The sequence below is a fragment of the bacterium genome, assembly GCA_030697795.1.
Taxonomy (GTDB): domain Bacteria; phylum Patescibacteriota; class Minisyncoccia; order JACQLN01; family JACQLN01; genus JACQLN01.
Window position 1 is genome coordinate 251,065 of the sequence record JAUYOV010000004.1, and the last position, 16,449, is coordinate 267,513.

The following is a 16,449-nucleotide window of genomic DNA, read 5'->3' on the forward strand; positions in this document are numbered from 1 at the left end:
CGATTTATGGTTACTGGCTTCGGTAGCAGGCAACCTTAATCGCCCGCGTATTCACCTAATACCATTTGCATAATAACATTTTGCAAAAGAAAATTCCCTACGACATTACGTCGTAGGGAATTTAGAGTACAAAGTCCAAAGGATCTAAAAGTTCTAGAATTCTAAGGACTATTAACTCGCGAGCACGGCCGAAGGATCGTAGGCACTCCAGCCGCCCTCAAGCCAGCGGCAGTACCAGCCCCACCCACCACCGCCCCAGCAGAGACAAAGAACGTAGCGGCGGCCAAGCGGACCGCGAAGGGTGGTGCCGTCAAAGGAAATGAAGGTGGTATTGCTGTTCGTTTTTTCTTTCCAACTTTCGGGAATAAGACTCTTGTTTTCCCAGAGAGTTTGGAAGATTTTGGCATCTAGGCGGACGTAATTTTTGGCTTTGAGGCGCTTCAGTTTCTCTTCACCTTTGATGACACTCTCGTCTTCTTTGAGGCAAGTGACTAACTGGATGTTGGAGAGGTCTAGCTCGGTGAGGTTGAGAGAGCGCTCATCCTGTTCTTCCTCGCCCGAGAGACCATCGCCATCTGCTGGACCTTTCCAGATGCTCCAACCTTCGCCCAAAAACTGGGCGGGGTTGAAGGGTTGGGTGCGGTTGATTTTTAAGACCGTATCTCCAAAACGCCCCTCCACCGCATTCTGCAAATAGCGTTGGAGTTTTGCCGGATCGTAGGGATAACCCTTGGGCTGACGAAGCTGTCGGCCAATTTCAAAAAGCTGGCCAGTGATGCTTTCGTACAGTTCGCCTGCGACACTAGGATGTGCCATGACGATAATCCTTTCTTTATTTGGCTATCTAAGATGCCGGACATCTGCCGGAGCCCCAGATAAACCAGTTATTAAGGTACAATACAAGTGTAGCAGATAGTCAAATGGAAGTCAAGAGTGCACTATTGGAAGGATTCGTGAGCATTTTTTCAGCTTAATTTTAAATACAAATAATACCCAACGGTAACCTGTGTTAAACTAAAATCAATGGAGGCCAAAACAAACAAAAAGGCGTTTTTTAATTACGAAATCCTAGAAAAGTTCGAGGCGGGTTTGGTGTTGCTTGGAGGCGAAGTTAAATCTATAAGAAATAATCATTACAGTTTACAAGGCGCATACATAACAGTAGAAGATGAAGAGGCTTGGTTAGTGAAAGCCATGATCGCCCCTTACCAGCCTAAAAATATGAGCGGGCAGTATAACCCCGAACGCAAGCGCAAACTTTTACTTAACAAAAAAGAACTCCAGTATTTACAAGGAAAAACAAAGGAAAAAGGCTTGACTATTGTGCCTCTAAAAGTTTACAATAAGCACGGTCAAATCAAGTTAGAAATTGCTTTAGCCAAAGGTAAAAGCAAGGGCGATAAGAGAGAAGTTCTTAAAAAACGTATCGCCGACCGAGATATCGCCAGAGAACTTAAATCTTGAAACTTGTAACCTGAAACTTCAGAAAAAAGATACGAGCTACAAGTTGCGAGTTACAAGATTAACATCGGGGATGACATGAATCGACAAGGAACGTATCGATAAGAATTCGAAGCTGAGGTAGACCACAAACTCATAAAACTGGTTACAAATAGTAAGTGCAAACTTATTTAGCGCTAATAAACCAGCGTTTGCTGTAGCTTAAAATCTATCAGCCATCGCCCTGTTTTCGCCCGAGTAAACAGTGTGCGGTGCCAACCTTTCGGGCCGCTCTTTCAGGCCAGGCGAACTTGAAAGCTAAGACAACGCCAAAAGTTTAATTTTTTTCACCATTCTTTAAGGGTTAAACTTAAATTAAGAATGGTTAGGCTTCGTACTAGTTCAATCGAGAAATTTTTTGTACGCGGGTTCAATTCCCGCCATCTCCACTGCTACGCCAAGGCTACGCAGTGCACGCACCAATCTAAACAAGACATGCTATATTAATTGAACGATCTTGTTAGATTAGAATAGTAGCAGTGTCCTTCGTAGCTTTACCGTGTCCTCCGTAGTCTTTGACGAAGGAGGAGCGAAGTAGGACAACCTTTATGTATTACGTATATGTCTTAAAAAGTTTAAGAGATAACAGTTTTTATAAAGGTGTTACTGCTGATTTAAAAAAGAGAATCTTGGAGCATAATTCTGGATTAGCTAAATATTCTTCTTTTAAAAAACCTTTTAAACTAGTCTGGTACTCTGCGTTTTCAAACAAAGAAAAGGCTTATAAATTTGAAAAGTATATAAAATCTGGATCTGGTTTCGCTTTCGTTAACAAACACCTAATTTGAAAATAAACAACCAAATACGTTCCGAAAAGTTAGTAGTTATAGATGAAACCGGCAAAAACTTGGGCGTTTTAACTTTGCAGGAAGCTTTAAAAATGGCCAAAGAAAAAGGCCTAGATTTAGCCGAAGTTAACCCTACTGCTACCCCGCCAGTTGCCAAAATCATAGATTATGGTAAATTTGAATACCGCCAAAGGAAAGCCGAACAGAAAATGAAAGCCTCCAACAAGAGGCAGGAGCTTAAAACGGTACGTATTGGGCTTAAAACATCTGTGCACGATACCGAGGTAAAAGCTGGTTTAGCTGATAAATTCTTAAAAAAGGGTGATCAAGTTAGGTTAGAAATATTCCTAAGAGGCAGAGAAAAAGCCTTCAGAGACTTAGCTAGAACCAAGCTTATAGCTTTTGAGAAGATGATTGCCGAGACTCACAAAACAGATGGTTCGCCTACTAGCTCGCCTTCCGGTTGGTCTATAACTATACATAAATAAATATTGATTCATAGAAAAATATGGGTGCAAAAACAAACAAATCGATGGCGAAAAGATTCCGTGTAACCAAGAACGGAAAGCTTATGCACAGAACCCCAAACCAGAATCACTTTAGAGCTAAAAAATCTAGTAATAGAAAAAGAAACATAGGAAAAGGTTCAGCTATGGCTAAACCCGAAGTTAAAAATATTTTAGAAAGAATGCCGTTTGCAAGATTAAGTTAAAAAAATATGGCACGCGTAAAAAGAGGAACAATTGCGTCTAAACGCAGAAAAAATTTATTAAAATATACCAAAGGCTTTAAGTGGTCACGTAATACGCATTACCGAGCGGCTAAAGAAGCTTTGTTGCATGCCTGGAGCAAAGCTTATCACGATCGCAAAAAGAAAAAGGGTGACTTTAGAACTTTTTGGCAGATTAAAGTTGGTGCCGCGGCTAAACAAAATGGAATTTCTTACAGCCGTTTTATAAACGCCCTTAAAAAAGCCAACGTGGAGTTAGACCGAAAAATTTTGGCCGACATCGCCGAAAACAATCCCGAGGTTTTTGCTAAAATTGTAGAAAAAGTAAAAGTTAAATAATATAACTTAAATAAAAATACCCCCAAGCTTGGGGGTATTTTTATTTGTAGCTAAGCCTAACCACTTCTTTAGCTAATACTTCTAAGGGGTCAACGATTGGAATCTTAACAAATTTTCTTACCTTTTCGGCGTACAAAGAAAATTCCGTACAAGCAAAAATAACAGCTTCGGAATTTTCATCAAATTTTTTTATTACGCTAACAATATTTTCTAAAATATTTTTCTCGCATCCAGCTTTTATGCTGTAAATAATCTTAGAGACTTTCTGCTGCGTTCTTTTATCCGGACAGATCCAGTTGATTTTATTAGAATCATTTTTTGATTGATAAATCTTTTCTCTTACAGTAGCCTCGGTGGCTAAAATAAGCACACTGCCAAAATTACTGGCGACATTATTTACCGTAAGATCGATCATATCTAATATCGGTAGTGAAGTATTTTTTTGTATTTCTTTAAGTTTGGCATGGGCAGTATTACAAGTGATAGCCACTAAACTTGCACCGGATTTAGCAAGAACATTAAGCGATTTACAAACCTCTTTTACATAATTTTTACCACCATCTTGAGTCAAAGATATTGTTCTATCTGGAATTTTAGGGTTGGTAAAACAGATCACTTGAATATGGTCTTGATCTTTTTTGGCTGGCGTTGAGTCTATTATAAGTTTTTGAAACCAGATACCCGCCATTGGCCCCATACCACCTAGAACACCCAAACGAAATAACTTTTTCTTTTTATCCATTTTTATTTTTTATTATTTCAATAACTTGGTCTTTAGGGATAGATTTTAAAGTATTACCTCCTCGACCAGTAGTGGTTTTGGCAGCAAATAAAGCATCGTAAACACTCTCTTCCACCGCCTCAACGGCTCCCAAGAAAAACTGCGTTAAATCTGCATCGAGCAAACATTTAGACAAATCTCCTTCGCCCTCTATACCATTTCTGTTAGTACTAAAAGCTATAATATAATCTCCGCTACCATGCGCCATCACAGAACCTGTTTTAGCCAAACCCAATACCGCTCTTTTAGCTATTCTTTTTAGCTGGCGAGCTGAAAATGGAGCGTCCGTTGCTAAAACAACCACACAAGATCCATCGCCTGTTTTAATAAAATTATCAAAATCGGTTTCGCCTAGAATTTTTCCTATGGGTAATCCTAAAATATTTAATGCTCCACCAAAATTTGTTTGAACCAAAGCACCCAATGTATATTTTTTATTTCCAATTTTTATTAAACGCGAAGACGAGCCAATACCACCCTTCCAAGAAAATACTCGCGTGCCAACACCTGCTCCCACACAACCCGCCCCTGTATTAGTCGATAAATTTTTAAAAGCCTTAAACACATCGTCTGCACCGATTGAATTTTTATGAATGTTATTTAACCAACCATCGTTAGTTTCGCCAACTACAGTATTTATAGTTTCTATTGGTTTAATATCTGGTGAATTTTTTATAACCCAATCTACTACACCGCGCATTACCGGCCCCACCGCCAAAGTATTGGTTAGGGCAATTGGTGTTTCCAAAGTACCTAATTCTTCTACTTGAGTTATGCCAGTCAACTTTCCAAAACCGTTACCCACATAAATTGCCGCCGGAATTTTTTTTCTAAATAAATTTTTTATTCCAGGATCAATTATAGTTATTCCAGTTCTAATATCGCGACCAGATATTTTATTAAAGTGACCAACTCTTACACCTAAAACATCGGCTATAGAATTTTTTTTGCCGCATGGCAAAAAACCGACTTTAAAGCCATAATCTTTGAATCTTTTTATTAATATATTTTCTTTGTTTTTCATTTATTAAAATTGGCGCGTGCTTGAAGTTTTATTCCACCTCAAGCCCGCGCACTTTTTATCCAAACACTACCGGAGCAACCGCCATATCTACCATGCCGTGAACCCTAAAAGTATTTGAGGGTACAGCACAAGCAGAAACAGAGACGAGCTCCCCACCAACCATCCACGGACGCAACAAAATGCGACAACTAAAGGCTTCGCCACAATTTCGGCGAGTATTCATAACCGGTATACGCACAACGCCGCTCTCCAAACGACGCTGAACTATAAATGGCTGGTTTAAACCCAAGCGCTCTTTGATCCAGTCTGACCAAGTATCGCTAGTTAAACCATGACCAATCAAAACACCATAGGATCTGGCCGATAGAGTATTCGCTCCACAGACCTTAAGCACCAATCGGTTTCTCTCCTCTTCCTCTAAATGTATAAGCTGGAGAATACCTACAATGTGTAATCCAGCCACAGAACACGGAAAAGATTTATGAACACTGTGAGGACGAACCAAGTGAGAATCTGGCAGAATCGTATCTAGAACAGAAAAAGATTCTAGAGAAAGTTCACGACGGAAAAAATCTGCTCGGCTCCTAAAAATAGAAAACCAAGCTTTGTTTCCGAAATGAGCAAACTCTGGCACCATACGCACAAAACCGTCTCTGGCCGCACAAACCAAATCACCTAACTTGTTACCTTCGGTTTCAAAGATTGGGAATTGTCGCCAAATAGTACCGATCTTTTTCTCACCCAAATAAACTCCATGAGAATTAATAGTGAGACAATCTAGGTGTTCGGTAGAAAGAAAAAAAGCTGGGTAACCGCGTCTCCGTAAGTCTTCTACCAACCACTTAATTTCGGGCATGTAGCATAGACTCCACTTATGCGACACAAGAAAAAGTATTGGCCCAGATTCTACTAACCAATCAAAACATCTTCTCCACCTATCCTGATTAACTCCGTAGGCTTGATCCAAATGAACCAGCTCCGCAAAACCACCTGGCATCTCGTCATTTTCTGAAGCGAATACACCATCGCCTGTAAAATGTAAATCGGGACGACGCACCGAAAATGTTTTTTTGGTAGGAAAAAGATAAATATCCTTAAGCGCTCCATTAAGATCAACACCGGAAAAAAGCATTTCAGGAACACTGCTATCAAGAGAGGTTAATTTACAACTCGATTCTTCAAACTCATCAAATGCCATCATTATCTGTTTTAAGCTAGTTTCATCACAAACCAGAGGTTCGGGAGGAATTCTTATCCAGCTTATTTTAGAATCCTTGGGTAATTCTAAAACCTTTTCTTGATCAGCTATGGCTTGGGCGAAATCCGGACCACTGTTTAGCCTACCAATTACTTTAGATACATCGCCTAAATTTACACTCATCGGAGGTTTTTCATTGAGACGAGGCTTGCCCCATGGATAATAACCAATACCAATACGATCTTGGAAATTGCGAACAAAATCGGCACGCAATTGGCGAGCGCAGCCCTCAATTCTTCTACAACTTCTACCAACTCTAACGCACCATTGCGCACCATATGCCCAACTAGGAATATTTGAAGATTCACCGGGACGAAGTTGTGTCGTTGGGCTAAACTGCTTAATCATACCGCTGTCAAAAAGAACCACCGCTGAATCTGGCGAAATTCCGCTTTCAAACATAGCCTTAACTTCATTGGCGTCTGTGAAAACAATGCACTCCTGTTCACTGCCAAGCATCGATTTAAGTTCACCAATAACCTGCTCGCTTACCGAATTACCCTTTAAGGTAAAAAACAATCTCGGCGTATTAAAGAGCGCCTGAAAAGTATTGTTAATGCGTAACATATTATCCTCCTTAGGATAAAAGTAGTGTTAGGATTTTAAGGAACTTCCAGTGGCCTAAATTTTAGGACACTGGTTTGAACATCCAGTTTAGATGCTCAAACCAATTTCCAAAACTTAAAAAACCTCCGGAAGGAGGTTTTGATGATTATCTTTATAAAATATATCGGATTAGACCATGTAGACTGCTATATTTTTATCAAAACCTCCTTGGTTTCTAACTTTAAGTAAGCGCAAAGTAAACCAGTTAATTGTTCTGGTCTTTGGCATATATGTATAATGCGTGGCTTTGATAAAACTCATAGTATATGAGTATACTATATTAACTATATTCTTAAGTCAACTAGGCTGAGCTTGGTCAAATAGTATGCAGTAAGTCAACTTTACCGTTTTTTACGCCAACTCCTTCTACTTGAAGGAGTTTTGCTTTTTGGGCTGGGCCGCCGCGGTTATAACCGCCCAAAGAACCATCAGATCTAACCACGCGATGGCAGGGAATTTTAGGATCAAAATTTTTAGATAGCACCACCGCAACCCCTCGACTAGCTCGAGGCGAACCAATAGAAATCGCAACCGATTTGTAAGTGGCTATTTTCCCTTTTGGAATTTTTTGTGTAAATTTATAAACTTTATCCTTAAAATTCATTTATATTTTTTAAGAAAAATTCTTTATCCTTATAGTGAGTCAATAAATTAGCGACTTCATTTTTAGATACCCATCTCGCCTCTGGGTTATCTGGATCTACAGGTTTTAAATCCTTTTCTATAGTTTTAAACAAAAACATGTAAATTGTTTTAAGTTCAGAAATATCATCTTCTCCATCGGCGTTAATTCTATGGCGCTTATAACTACCTAGATCTCTGATCAATTCCAAACTAGATACTCCGGACTCTTCATTAATCTCCCTTTTTGCCGCAGTCAAACCATCTTCCCCTGTTTCAATGTGGCCTTTTGGCAAAGACCAAGATTGATTTAGGTCGGGCCTTTTTTGACTTACAACCAAAACCTCACCTTTTTCGTTTATCACAATACCGCCAGCGCTTTCTGTGTGTTTCATTTTTTTAAAAATCCCAACATCTTCTCTAATGGCCAAGCATTCACGATGTCCGACTTCGTGGTCCAAGCACGCCTGGCTTGCGCAATGCCAAGTTCTAAATATTTAAAGTGATCCGTATGATGCGCATCAGAATCTATAGACAATTTTACCCCTTCTGCTAAAGCCATTCTTATATGCTCATCTTTTAAATCCAGCCTATCGGCAAAAGCGTCTATTTCTAAAACTGTGCCCGTTCTTTTAGCGGCCTTGACGATCTCCACCATATCAACTTCGTAAGCTGGGCGTTTATTAATAATTCGGCCTGTTGGATGAAAAAGAATATCTACATTTGGGTTTTCCATCGCCTTAATTATTCTTTTGGTTTGCTCGGCTTTTGGTAGGTTAAATAACGAATGCACCGCCACACCAACAATATCTAACTTGGCTAAAGTTTTGTCGTCTATATCCAGCGAACCGTCTTTTAATATATTAACCTCTGCTCCCTTTAGAACTCGTAGCTTACGACTTTTAGCTTTTAGCTTATAGTTAATTTCGTCAATCGCAGACATTTGCTTTTCTAATTTTTTCTCGTCTGATCCGCCTGTCATAGCAAGGGATTTTGTATGATCGGTTATTAAAATATATTCTAAACCCATCTTCATAGCCGCTTCTGCCATTTCTTCTATTGTGTTTTCGCCATCGGTCCAAGTAGTTTGAATCTGCAAGTCTCCCTTCAAGTCATTGTACCCAATGAGTTTTGGTAATATATGATTTTGAGCGGCTTCAATCTCGCCTGATAATGTTCGGAGTTCAGGTTCAATATAATCCAAGCCAAGTTTATTATATATTTCCTCCTCGGTTTTACCAGCAATCATAACCTCTTTCCGCGTAAATCCGCGTTTTGATCCGCGCCTTTCCGCGACCTTAAAGAGGCCGTATTCGTTTAATTTATATCCTTTATCTATAGCAATCTTTCGCAATTCAACATTATGGTTTTTGTCTCCGGTAAAATACTGGGCGGCCGCCCCAAAACTTTCGGGGACCACCACGCGTAAATCCATTTCTAAACCATTTCTTAATTTAACCACACTTTTAGTTTCGCCTTTCGCCACCACTCGCCCAACTTCGGGCATTTTAATAAAAAGATCCATAACTTCTTTTGGTTTTTTAGAAGTTATTAAAATATCTATATCGCCCACAGTTTCCTGCATTCGGCGGGCCGAACCGCATAATAAAACTTTTTCTGTATATTGGCTTTTTTCTAAGCGTGAAATTATTTCCCTAATTTCCGGCAAAACAAAACCCAAAACATAGCGGTAGATATGTTTTTTAACAAATTCTAAACCTTTTAAAATTTTCTCTTCGGACTTTTCGCCAAACCCCTCTAGACTTTTTATTAAACCCGCCTTCGCCGCCTTCTCTAAATCGCCTAATGTCCTAATTCCTAGCTTCTTATATAGCTTATAAACTCCTTTCGGCCCAACACCCTCCACACTGGTTAAACCTTCTATATCTACCGGAATTTTCTTTTTTAAAGCTAAGTGTTCCTTTATTTTTTTTGTTTTTATATATTCCTCTATCATTTCCGACATGCTTTTGCCTACACCCTGAATTTCTTCTAAAGCTTTGGTTCCGCCTCTTTTGTATATATCTTTTAAGTCTTCGCCTAGGTTTTCTATATTCGTGGCCGCGCGTTCAAAAGCCTGTGGCTTAAAAGCCACCTCTTGCATAGCAAACAATATAGAGATTTCTTTAAATATCTTGGCGATTTCTTGGTTTATCATCTTTTATATCTTAGCAAGCCCACCTAAATTTTGCTAAGCAAAACTTTGGCGGGCAAGTCGCGTAACAAATATAAAACGGCTCAACATCATTGAGCCGTTTGGCAGTTCCAAAAGGACCGCCCTTTTTGAAGTTTAAAGATGAACGAACCTACGCCATCGCGATAGTGGCCGCGTAACTTCTTCTGGTTTTGGATCATCTGGCAAAAGCATTTCCCAGCTACCTTCGTCATGTGGCATTGTTGGAACAACTTCAGAGCCAAGTTCAGGGCAGTATTCTTCCATATCTTTGGCGATTTGTTCGTCGGGAGTCTCGGAAAAATATTCGTCTAAAATCTGGAAAGATTTTTCTTTTGAAGCGGCCATGGAAACCTCCTTTTTTAAAAGAACTATGGCGTAAAGCCATGTGATGGCCACGCCATTTTACATGGCTAGAGCATTTTTAAGCTCTTTTATATCCAATTCCAATTTCTCTATTCGGCGTTTGTGATCAATCAAGATAATATTTTCTACCTTATCAAAACGTCTGTTCATTTCCAAACGCAAATCACCGAGATCTTTCTTAGTAGCGGTTTCTTCAAATCCTTTAGCCACCATTCTAGCTAGATCTTCAATTGTAGTTTTCTTCTTTGGCATATCTTAAAAATATACCTTATCAGATTGTCCGTCAAATAAAAAGCCCGATGGATTTTCCATCAGGCCTGTGGTTTCGGAAGGATTGACCTTTTTGGATTGTTACAAGATTATGTTTTTGCCTTTGGCCCTCCAGAAAACAACTTACCTAAAAACTTTAAAACGAAGATCAAAACGTCAATAAACAAAAGAACTGGCCATATTACCAAACACACCAAAAAAAATATACCTCGCGGAACAAAGTATCCTTTCCTGTATTCGGACGGTGTCTTCTCTTTTACATAAAACCAGCTATACACTGAACCAACCACCAAATACAGTAAAACTTCAGACATGACCCACCTCCTTTTTGGTTTGCGGAAGGACTGCCCTTCCTGGATTTATTTCCTAAGGTATCCCAATTTTACGATCGGGCGGATCCAGTTTAGAGCATAACCACGAATCAAACCCCAGCCCAAACAAAGAACAAGACCGACCAGTACGGCAACCAGCTCGCCGATGCTTTTTAAAATTCTCATAACTACACCACCTTTCTTAGGCAGGCCAACATTTTTGTTATAGCTTCTTCGCCTTCCCAAAAACTCCCCGAGGGAGAAACTAACCTAGTCACTTTACAATCCAGAGAAATTTCGTGGTCAACTACATTAATTTTATTTCGCAATTCTTTGTGTAATTCAACAGGAATATCCCTATTACTTGTGACGATTTTCCATTTTCCGTGAAAAAGTTTGAATTTACGTGCAATTCCTTTCCTTTTAGGTAACTTCATAAACACCATCCTTTTTTAAAAGAACATTAAACCTTCATATACGCCAAAATCTACCAAATATACAAAAATAAGTCTACTGAACTATACGGCGGTGGCGTTCGGGTATGATTCTATCTTGGTAGCGTTTTTTAGGGCTAAGATGGCTAAGCAAACCAAGCAAAAGCAATGAAGCCAAAAGAGATATGGCGCTAGCCGAAAGGAAAAGCGTAACAAAGCCATATTTATCGGCCACATAACCACCTACTGCTGTAGCCACCGAGGCGGCCAGCCCAACTGAAAACACGCTATCCAAACTCCATTCAAAACTTATGCGCCATTTATCTACATGGCGCGTAAAAATGGAATACCAAGCCGGTACCGCCCACGCCATTATAAAACCATAAAAACCTTGCACAATATATAAGTGCATCGGCGTTGTAACAAAAATATAAGCTATGGGAATAAGTGAGCTCAAAAAATAACCCAAAAATAACGCCCAAAAATCATCGCGTTCGCCATCGGTTTTATCTAAAAAACGCGCGATGGGCAGTTGGAAAATAGATTTTACTATCCAAAAAATTGAAGCGGCAAAACCAGCCACCTTAGCCGAACCGCCTTCAATTTGATTTGTTAAAAAAATTGCGAACACCGGACCAAAAGAAGCAAAAGCCGAATTATAAAAAAAGTCGGCTGCCACTATTACTTTTATAATGCGATTTACGCCAGTGAACATTCTTATAGTATAACAAAAAATCCCGCTAAATAGTCGGGATAAGTTTACGCCTTAGTTTTTTATTTTACTTTTTAGGGTAATAAAAACACAGGAGGAGTTTCTACCTTGCTTCTTGGTAAAACAATTACCCCAAAGCCCGTGGCATTATCATCGCCTATTAAACCAACGTCGCGGCTCAATTCTTCTAAATTAGTCATTGTGTTCGTAGCCGAACCATTCCATATTTTAGCCGCAAGACCAGAAACAAAAGCCGCAGACATAGAAGTACCAGAAAGAAACCTATAACCACCATCAACCCAAGTTGATTCTATATTTACACCAGGGGCAATAAAAGAAACTTCTCTCTCCTCTTTTATATAGTCCCCATCGTTTACGCCCCGGCTAGACCAAGTAGCTGTTATCTTATCTTCAGTTAAAGCACCCACGGCCACAGAATTTTTATAAGCGGCTGGCCAATCTATAGAAGCTTTATCCGGACCATCGTTACCAGCGCCCGTAATAATTAAAATATTTTTATTCCAAGCCGAATTTATAGAATTTTTTAAAACAGAACTTTCACTATTTCCACCCAAACCCATAAAGGCAATATCGGCCTTACCTATGTTGGCTGCGTAATCTAGGGCTGAAGCCACATCGTCCGCCCAACAGGTGCCGTCGTTGCGGCAAACTTTGTAGACCAATAAATTAGCCTCGCTCGCCACGCCCCAAATACCTTTAGCATCAAAACCGCCATCGCCCGCGATTATTCCAGCCACATGCGTACCGTGACCATTTTTATCTTCACAGGCAGAACGAGGGACTGATCCGCGCGTAAAATCTTTACAGTCTTTTATGTCGCTAACTAAATCTGGATGAGAAACATTAACACCTGTATCCAAAACAGCAACATTAACTCCTTTACCGCCAGAAGTAGAAGTTACAAAATCGTCGTTGTATACAGTAGCCACCCCCCAAGAAATTCCAGCTGTAGGCAAAATATCTCTATCTTTTATTTTTTGAGCGTCTTTTTGCAAAGAAGCTACAGTCTCAGAAACAACACCGTCCACATTGGCCGAAACAGTATCAACCACCTCTATACTATTTATTTTATACAAAGGCACAGGCACAACATTAATTTTAAATATTTTTTCTAGTGTCCAAACTTCGCCCGAAGTTAGGTCGGCCGTAAAACCAGAATCAAATTCGTGCTGAACGCCAAAAAGAGACTTTATAAAGTAGCTTTTAGTTGAAATTAAATATCGGCCGTTTTCTAAATTGGAGTTTTTAGAAACAGCCAAGGCTATATTTGAGGAAACCAGAAAAACAGCTAAAAAAGCTGTTAAAACAAGAAAAAACCTAAGTTGTGGTTTTTTATACATTAAAAGCAGATTGTTCGTCAATTGTACCCTTTTGGGGTGACAGAAGTCAAGCCTACAGCCCTATGCAAAAACAGGCATAAAATGGGCTTATTTTCGGTGTAAAAACCATATTTTCCACAGAGCTTACTACTAAAGTAGAGACTCGCACTTTTTGAGTATCTTGGGGATTCTTTTAAAAGCTGCCTTTAAAGCCTCCATATTTTGCGTAGATCTAAGAGCGGCCGCCGGATGAAAAACTGGGGCTATAAACCTACTGTCCAACTTAAAAACCTTGCCTTGATCTCGGCTAATTTTTGCTGTAGGTAAAAAATAGTTCATAGAAAAACGCCCTAGAGTTACGATGAGTTTTGGATTTATAATTTCTATCTGACGAGTCAGATATGGTTTATAAGCTTCTATCTCTTGGGGTAGTGGATCACGATTTTCCGGTGGTCTTCTTTTTACAATATTAGTTATATAAACTTCTGCCCTCTGCCAACCCACGCCTTCTATCAAAGTATTTAAAAGTTGGCCGGCTCTGCCCACAAAAGGTCGGCGCTGTTCGTTTTCGTTAAAGCCCGGCGCTTCACCTATAAACATAACTTTGCAATTTATATCACCTTCACCAAAAACCAAATTGGATTCACGCAGAGGCAACAAACTGTTTTCTTCTAATTCTTCTTTGAGTTTTTGTAGTTCTAACTTTTTATCCACGGTTTTAATGACTAATGACTAAACTTTTTTATCATTTTGATTTAGACATTAGGTTTTGATTAGAAATTAGGCATTAGATATTGCTCGCCCTGCGAAGCTTTAGCGAAGTAGGGGAAATTTTAAAGTGTATATATAATTTCGTAGGCAACGCCTAATGCAAACATTAGCGCTAAAAGAAAAACAAGACCAGTTTTTAAAGATAAAGAATATTCTGGCGATTGATTACCTTTTTTTCTGGCTCTCGTCCAAAGCAGAATTATAAGCAAAGCTTCTAGCCCGCCCATAACACCCCCAGCCAAAGAAATTAGTTTAATAAAATCGGAAAAACCAGAGAAAAACAAATACATAGGCACACCTACAGTTAAAACAAAGCTTGCCAAGACGGGCAGTTTAAAATCTAACTGAAAAGAATTTTTTAAATTTAAACCTATAGTAAAAAAAGAAGTTATGACAGCCAAAAACCCAACTAGAGCGCCATATTTTACAAAACCTTTACCCAGAAAATCGCTTAAACCAGCTATAGCCTCTCTGGATGTAGAAACACCGCTTATACTTACCACTGCCACTGTAAAAACCGCGTAAACTAAAATAGGAATAACTGTGCCCCAAACAATGGCTCGGCCATAGTTTTTGGCGTTTGATTTAAAAAAAGATCTAATTTCTGGTATGGCCGAACCTCCAGCCAAAGCAAAAAGAACTATGCCATAAGGAAAAAACAGTGAATCAACAGTAGAAAAATTTATTAAATTTTCTGGCCGAGCCATATCAAAAGCGTAAAAAACAAACCCCCCAATTAATAAAATCATCGCCCCCACCAGAAAAAAATCTGTCCAGCCAGCTAAGCGCATGCCCTTAAAAACAACTGTAAAACCGATAATAGCTAAGGCGATAGAACCAGCTTGCGAAGAAAAATTTAAAAAACCAGAAAAAATAATCCTTAAAAATTCTCCGCCTACCACCAAATAGGCTAAAAGAGCTAAGTATAAATTTATAAAAAATATAATGCTGGCAATTGTTTTCCCTGATGAACCAAAGTAAACCTCGGCGTAACCCGCCAACCTATGTTTGGTAGATGTTCTTAAAACAACTTCGCCATACATTAAATGAAGCAAGATGACTAAAATACCCAAAATAAATAAATAAAATAACACTGGTCCAATCCCAGAAATGGCGGCCGTGTAAGGCAAACCAAACATACCCACGCCAATTATGGTTCCGACCAGAGTGGAAACTGCTAAAGTAAAATTGCTTAATGTTTTTAGCACAATTCTATATAGTGCTTACCGGTAAATATTTAGAAGTTAGCCAAAAAGCTATCGCGCCCCAAATTGCAGCGAGAGGCAAAATAATACGACCGTATTTTTTTAAACCCGGTTCGGTTGTGTATAAAGCACCCAAAATTACACCCGAAAAAATTGGGTTAAGCGCAGTGATGATTAAACCAGCCCACAGCCATTTTTTAGACCTGAGCCCGTCGATAGGTTTTGAAAAATTTTGTTCAATCATTACACTTAATAGTGACTTTCTCTTATCGCAACAACATAAAAAACCCTATCAATAAGAAAAAAGAAAAGACGGCCTTTGTCATAATCAATTTTTGCTTCTTTTATTTCAGCATCGGGTAAATCAAACAACCCTTTATATAATTTCCTGTAGTTTCCACTATTATTAATAGGGGTAATTTCTAATTTTGGTAAACATTTTTTAAAATCATCTTCGGCTTTTATATTCACCCCTACATCACGCACTACACGAAGTGCTTTTTTTGCCATTTTAGGATTCATTCCATCAAGTTGGCACTCGCCACGATTATAGCGTTCAAATGAAATGAGTAGAGGTTTTGCCTCCGGAGCTTCTTCTGGTTGAGGAATTTCAGTTACCCTCTGGGGTATTGAACTTATCGATTGTTCTTCTTCGGGTTTTGGAATTGTCATAGCTCAAAAACATTTTTATTGCTTGAGCTTAGCGGCATAAAACTCTTTCATGTCTTTGAGTGAAATCTCGTTTTCTGAACCAACGCTTGATTCAATTCCCTCGCGTGCTTTTTGCCACGGTATCTCAGAATGAGAAAGATACTCTAAGTAAGCTGCGTCTTTTTTACCATACACTGACCACACTTGATCTAGAAAGTTCTTTATCTCCTGTGAAATCATCGCAATATCCTCACTACTCACGTTTTTAACAATTGGTCCAAAGCCAAAATTTTTATATTCAAAATATACATCACGCACAGCAGGGCCGTGTACCCACGCCTCAATTTTTTCATTAAAAAGTTTTTTGTCACGCAAGACAAGAGACCACGCCTGTGCATAGTAAAGTAGTTTTTGCAGTTTCTTATTTGTAATTGCCTTTTTTTCATTACTTGCTTTCCAGAGAAAATAGTCAGCAATTTTTTGTGCCCTCAAAATTCCGCGAATCATAATAAATTAAGTATAGCAAACAGCAAGCGGGTGGCAAAGCTATCGCCCGATATTACACTAAA

General features: G+C 39.1%; 24 protein-coding genes and 1 other RNA gene. 6 read left to right on the top strand and 19 right to left on the bottom strand.

The annotated features are described in order from the left end of the window. Window positions 1-171: 171 nt before the first annotated feature. Window positions 172-816, bottom strand: coding sequence for a hypothetical protein (locus tag Q8Q95_02395; GenBank protein ID MDP3764448.1), 645 nt, complete (start codon window positions 814-816; stop codon window positions 172-174). A 207-nt stretch (window positions 817-1,023) separates the two neighbouring features. On the opposite strand from Q8Q95_02395, the gene smpB reads away from it, so the two are divergent. From smpB to rplT, 6 genes are all read left to right on the top strand, one after another. Next, window positions 1,024-1,464, top strand: a complete 441-nt coding sequence (smpB, locus tag Q8Q95_02400; GenBank protein MDP3764449.1) for an SsrA-binding protein SmpB — start codon at window positions 1,024-1,026, stop codon at window positions 1,462-1,464. Between the two features lie 66 nt (window positions 1,465-1,530). Continuing rightward, window positions 1,531-1,892: a transfer-messenger RNA gene (gene ssrA / locus Q8Q95_02405) on the top strand. A 156-nt stretch (window positions 1,893-2,048) separates the two neighbouring features. After that, complete coding sequence (locus Q8Q95_02410) at window positions 2,049-2,288, top strand: GIY-YIG nuclease family protein (protein ID MDP3764450.1); 240 nt, start codon at window positions 2,049-2,051, stop codon at window positions 2,286-2,288. Further along, window positions 2,285-2,776 (top strand): translation initiation factor IF-3, encoded by a 492-nt coding sequence (gene infC, locus Q8Q95_02415; protein ID MDP3764451.1) that lies wholly within the window; start codon window positions 2,285-2,287, stop codon window positions 2,774-2,776. Before Q8Q95_02410 ends, infC begins: the two co-directional genes overlap by 4 nt. A gap of 20 nt (window positions 2,777-2,796) precedes the next feature. Next, window positions 2,797-3,000, top strand: coding sequence for a 50S ribosomal protein L35 (gene rpmI, locus Q8Q95_02420; protein MDP3764452.1), 204 nt, complete (start codon window positions 2,797-2,799; stop codon window positions 2,998-3,000). 6 nt (window positions 3,001-3,006) lie between these two features. Next, on the top strand, window positions 3,007-3,357 hold the full coding sequence (gene rplT / locus Q8Q95_02425) for a 50S ribosomal protein L20 (protein MDP3764453.1): 351 nt from the start codon (window positions 3,007-3,009) through the stop codon (window positions 3,355-3,357). A 40-nt stretch (window positions 3,358-3,397) separates the two neighbouring features. Here the strand turns inward: rplT and Q8Q95_02430 are convergent, their stop codons facing one another. The 18 genes from Q8Q95_02430 to Q8Q95_02515 all read right to left on the bottom strand — a co-directional run bounded on the left by Q8Q95_02430 (window position 3,398) and on the right by Q8Q95_02515 (window position 16,387). Then, complete coding sequence (locus tag Q8Q95_02430) at window positions 3,398-4,099, bottom strand: amino acid racemase (protein MDP3764454.1); 702 nt, start codon at window positions 4,097-4,099, stop codon at window positions 3,398-3,400. Next, complete coding sequence (locus tag Q8Q95_02435) at window positions 4,092-5,162, bottom strand: P1 family peptidase (protein MDP3764455.1); 1,071 nt, start codon at window positions 5,160-5,162, stop codon at window positions 4,092-4,094. The genes Q8Q95_02430 and Q8Q95_02435 overlap by 8 nt, the downstream gene beginning before the upstream one ends. 55 nt (window positions 5,163-5,217) lie before the next feature. Continuing rightward, the gene (locus Q8Q95_02440) at window positions 5,218-6,987 is read right to left on the bottom strand and encodes a hypothetical protein (protein MDP3764456.1); all 1,770 of its coding nucleotides are present in this window, start codon (window positions 6,985-6,987) and stop codon (window positions 5,218-5,220) included. A 168-nt stretch (window positions 6,988-7,155) separates the two neighbouring features. Beyond that, window positions 7,156-7,287, bottom strand: a complete 132-nt coding sequence (locus Q8Q95_02445) for a hypothetical protein (protein ID MDP3764457.1) — start codon at window positions 7,285-7,287, stop codon at window positions 7,156-7,158. A 55-nt stretch (window positions 7,288-7,342) separates the two neighbouring features. Beyond that, window positions 7,343-7,630, bottom strand: coding sequence for an MGMT family protein (locus tag Q8Q95_02450; GenBank protein ID MDP3764458.1), 288 nt, complete (start codon window positions 7,628-7,630; stop codon window positions 7,343-7,345). After that, entirely contained in the window at window positions 7,620-8,042 is a 423-nt protein-coding gene (locus Q8Q95_02455; GenBank protein MDP3764459.1) for an NUDIX domain-containing protein, read from the bottom strand. Before Q8Q95_02455 ends, Q8Q95_02450 begins: the two co-directional genes overlap by 11 nt. Further along, window positions 8,039-9,805 carry a DNA polymerase/3'-5' exonuclease PolX gene (gene polX, locus Q8Q95_02460; GenBank protein ID MDP3764460.1) on the bottom strand — a complete coding sequence of 589 codons (1,767 nt, stop codon included), beginning with the start codon at window positions 9,803-9,805 and terminating at the stop codon, window positions 8,039-8,041. The genes Q8Q95_02455 and polX overlap by 4 nt, the downstream gene beginning before the upstream one ends. Before the next feature lie 132 nt (window positions 9,806-9,937). Next, a complete protein-coding gene (locus Q8Q95_02465; GenBank protein ID MDP3764461.1) occupies window positions 9,938-10,219 on the bottom strand; it encodes a hypothetical protein in 282 nt (93 codons plus the stop codon). A gap of 6 nt (window positions 10,220-10,225) precedes the next feature. Then, entirely contained in the window at window positions 10,226-10,438 is a 213-nt protein-coding gene (locus tag Q8Q95_02470) for a hypothetical protein (protein MDP3764462.1), read from the bottom strand. A 107-nt stretch (window positions 10,439-10,545) separates the two neighbouring features. Continuing rightward, entirely contained in the window at window positions 10,546-10,770 is a 225-nt protein-coding gene (locus Q8Q95_02475; GenBank protein MDP3764463.1) for a hypothetical protein, read from the bottom strand. 185 nt (window positions 10,771-10,955) lie between these two features. Continuing rightward, window positions 10,956-11,204, bottom strand: coding sequence for a hypothetical protein (locus Q8Q95_02480; GenBank protein MDP3764464.1), 249 nt, complete (start codon window positions 11,202-11,204; stop codon window positions 10,956-10,958). 73 nt (window positions 11,205-11,277) lie between these two features. Then, window positions 11,278-11,916, bottom strand: coding sequence for an MFS transporter (locus Q8Q95_02485; protein MDP3764465.1), 639 nt, complete (start codon window positions 11,914-11,916; stop codon window positions 11,278-11,280). Between the two features lie 71 nt (window positions 11,917-11,987). Further along, window positions 11,988-13,274 carry a S8 family serine peptidase gene (locus Q8Q95_02490; GenBank protein ID MDP3764466.1) on the bottom strand — a complete coding sequence of 429 codons (1,287 nt, stop codon included), beginning with the start codon at window positions 13,272-13,274 and terminating at the stop codon, window positions 11,988-11,990. 129 nt (window positions 13,275-13,403) lie between these two features. Further along, window positions 13,404-13,967, bottom strand: a complete 564-nt coding sequence (locus Q8Q95_02495) for a uracil-DNA glycosylase (GenBank protein ID MDP3764467.1) — start codon at window positions 13,965-13,967, stop codon at window positions 13,404-13,406. A gap of 119 nt (window positions 13,968-14,086) precedes the next feature. Further along, complete coding sequence (locus tag Q8Q95_02500; GenBank protein MDP3764468.1) at window positions 14,087-15,232, bottom strand: aromatic amino acid transport family protein; 1,146 nt, start codon at window positions 15,230-15,232, stop codon at window positions 14,087-14,089. Window positions 15,233-15,236: 4 nt separating this feature from the next. Next, entirely contained in the window at window positions 15,237-15,473 is a 237-nt protein-coding gene (locus Q8Q95_02505) for a hypothetical protein (GenBank protein MDP3764469.1), read from the bottom strand. Between the two features lie 5 nt (window positions 15,474-15,478). After that, the gene (locus tag Q8Q95_02510; GenBank protein MDP3764470.1) at window positions 15,479-15,901 is read right to left on the bottom strand and encodes a hypothetical protein; all 423 of its coding nucleotides are present in this window, start codon (window positions 15,899-15,901) and stop codon (window positions 15,479-15,481) included. A 15-nt stretch (window positions 15,902-15,916) separates the two neighbouring features. Then, on the bottom strand, window positions 15,917-16,387 hold the full coding sequence (locus Q8Q95_02515; GenBank protein MDP3764471.1) for a DUF4065 domain-containing protein: 471 nt from the start codon (window positions 16,385-16,387) through the stop codon (window positions 15,917-15,919). Window positions 16,388-16,449 lie beyond the last annotated feature (62 nt).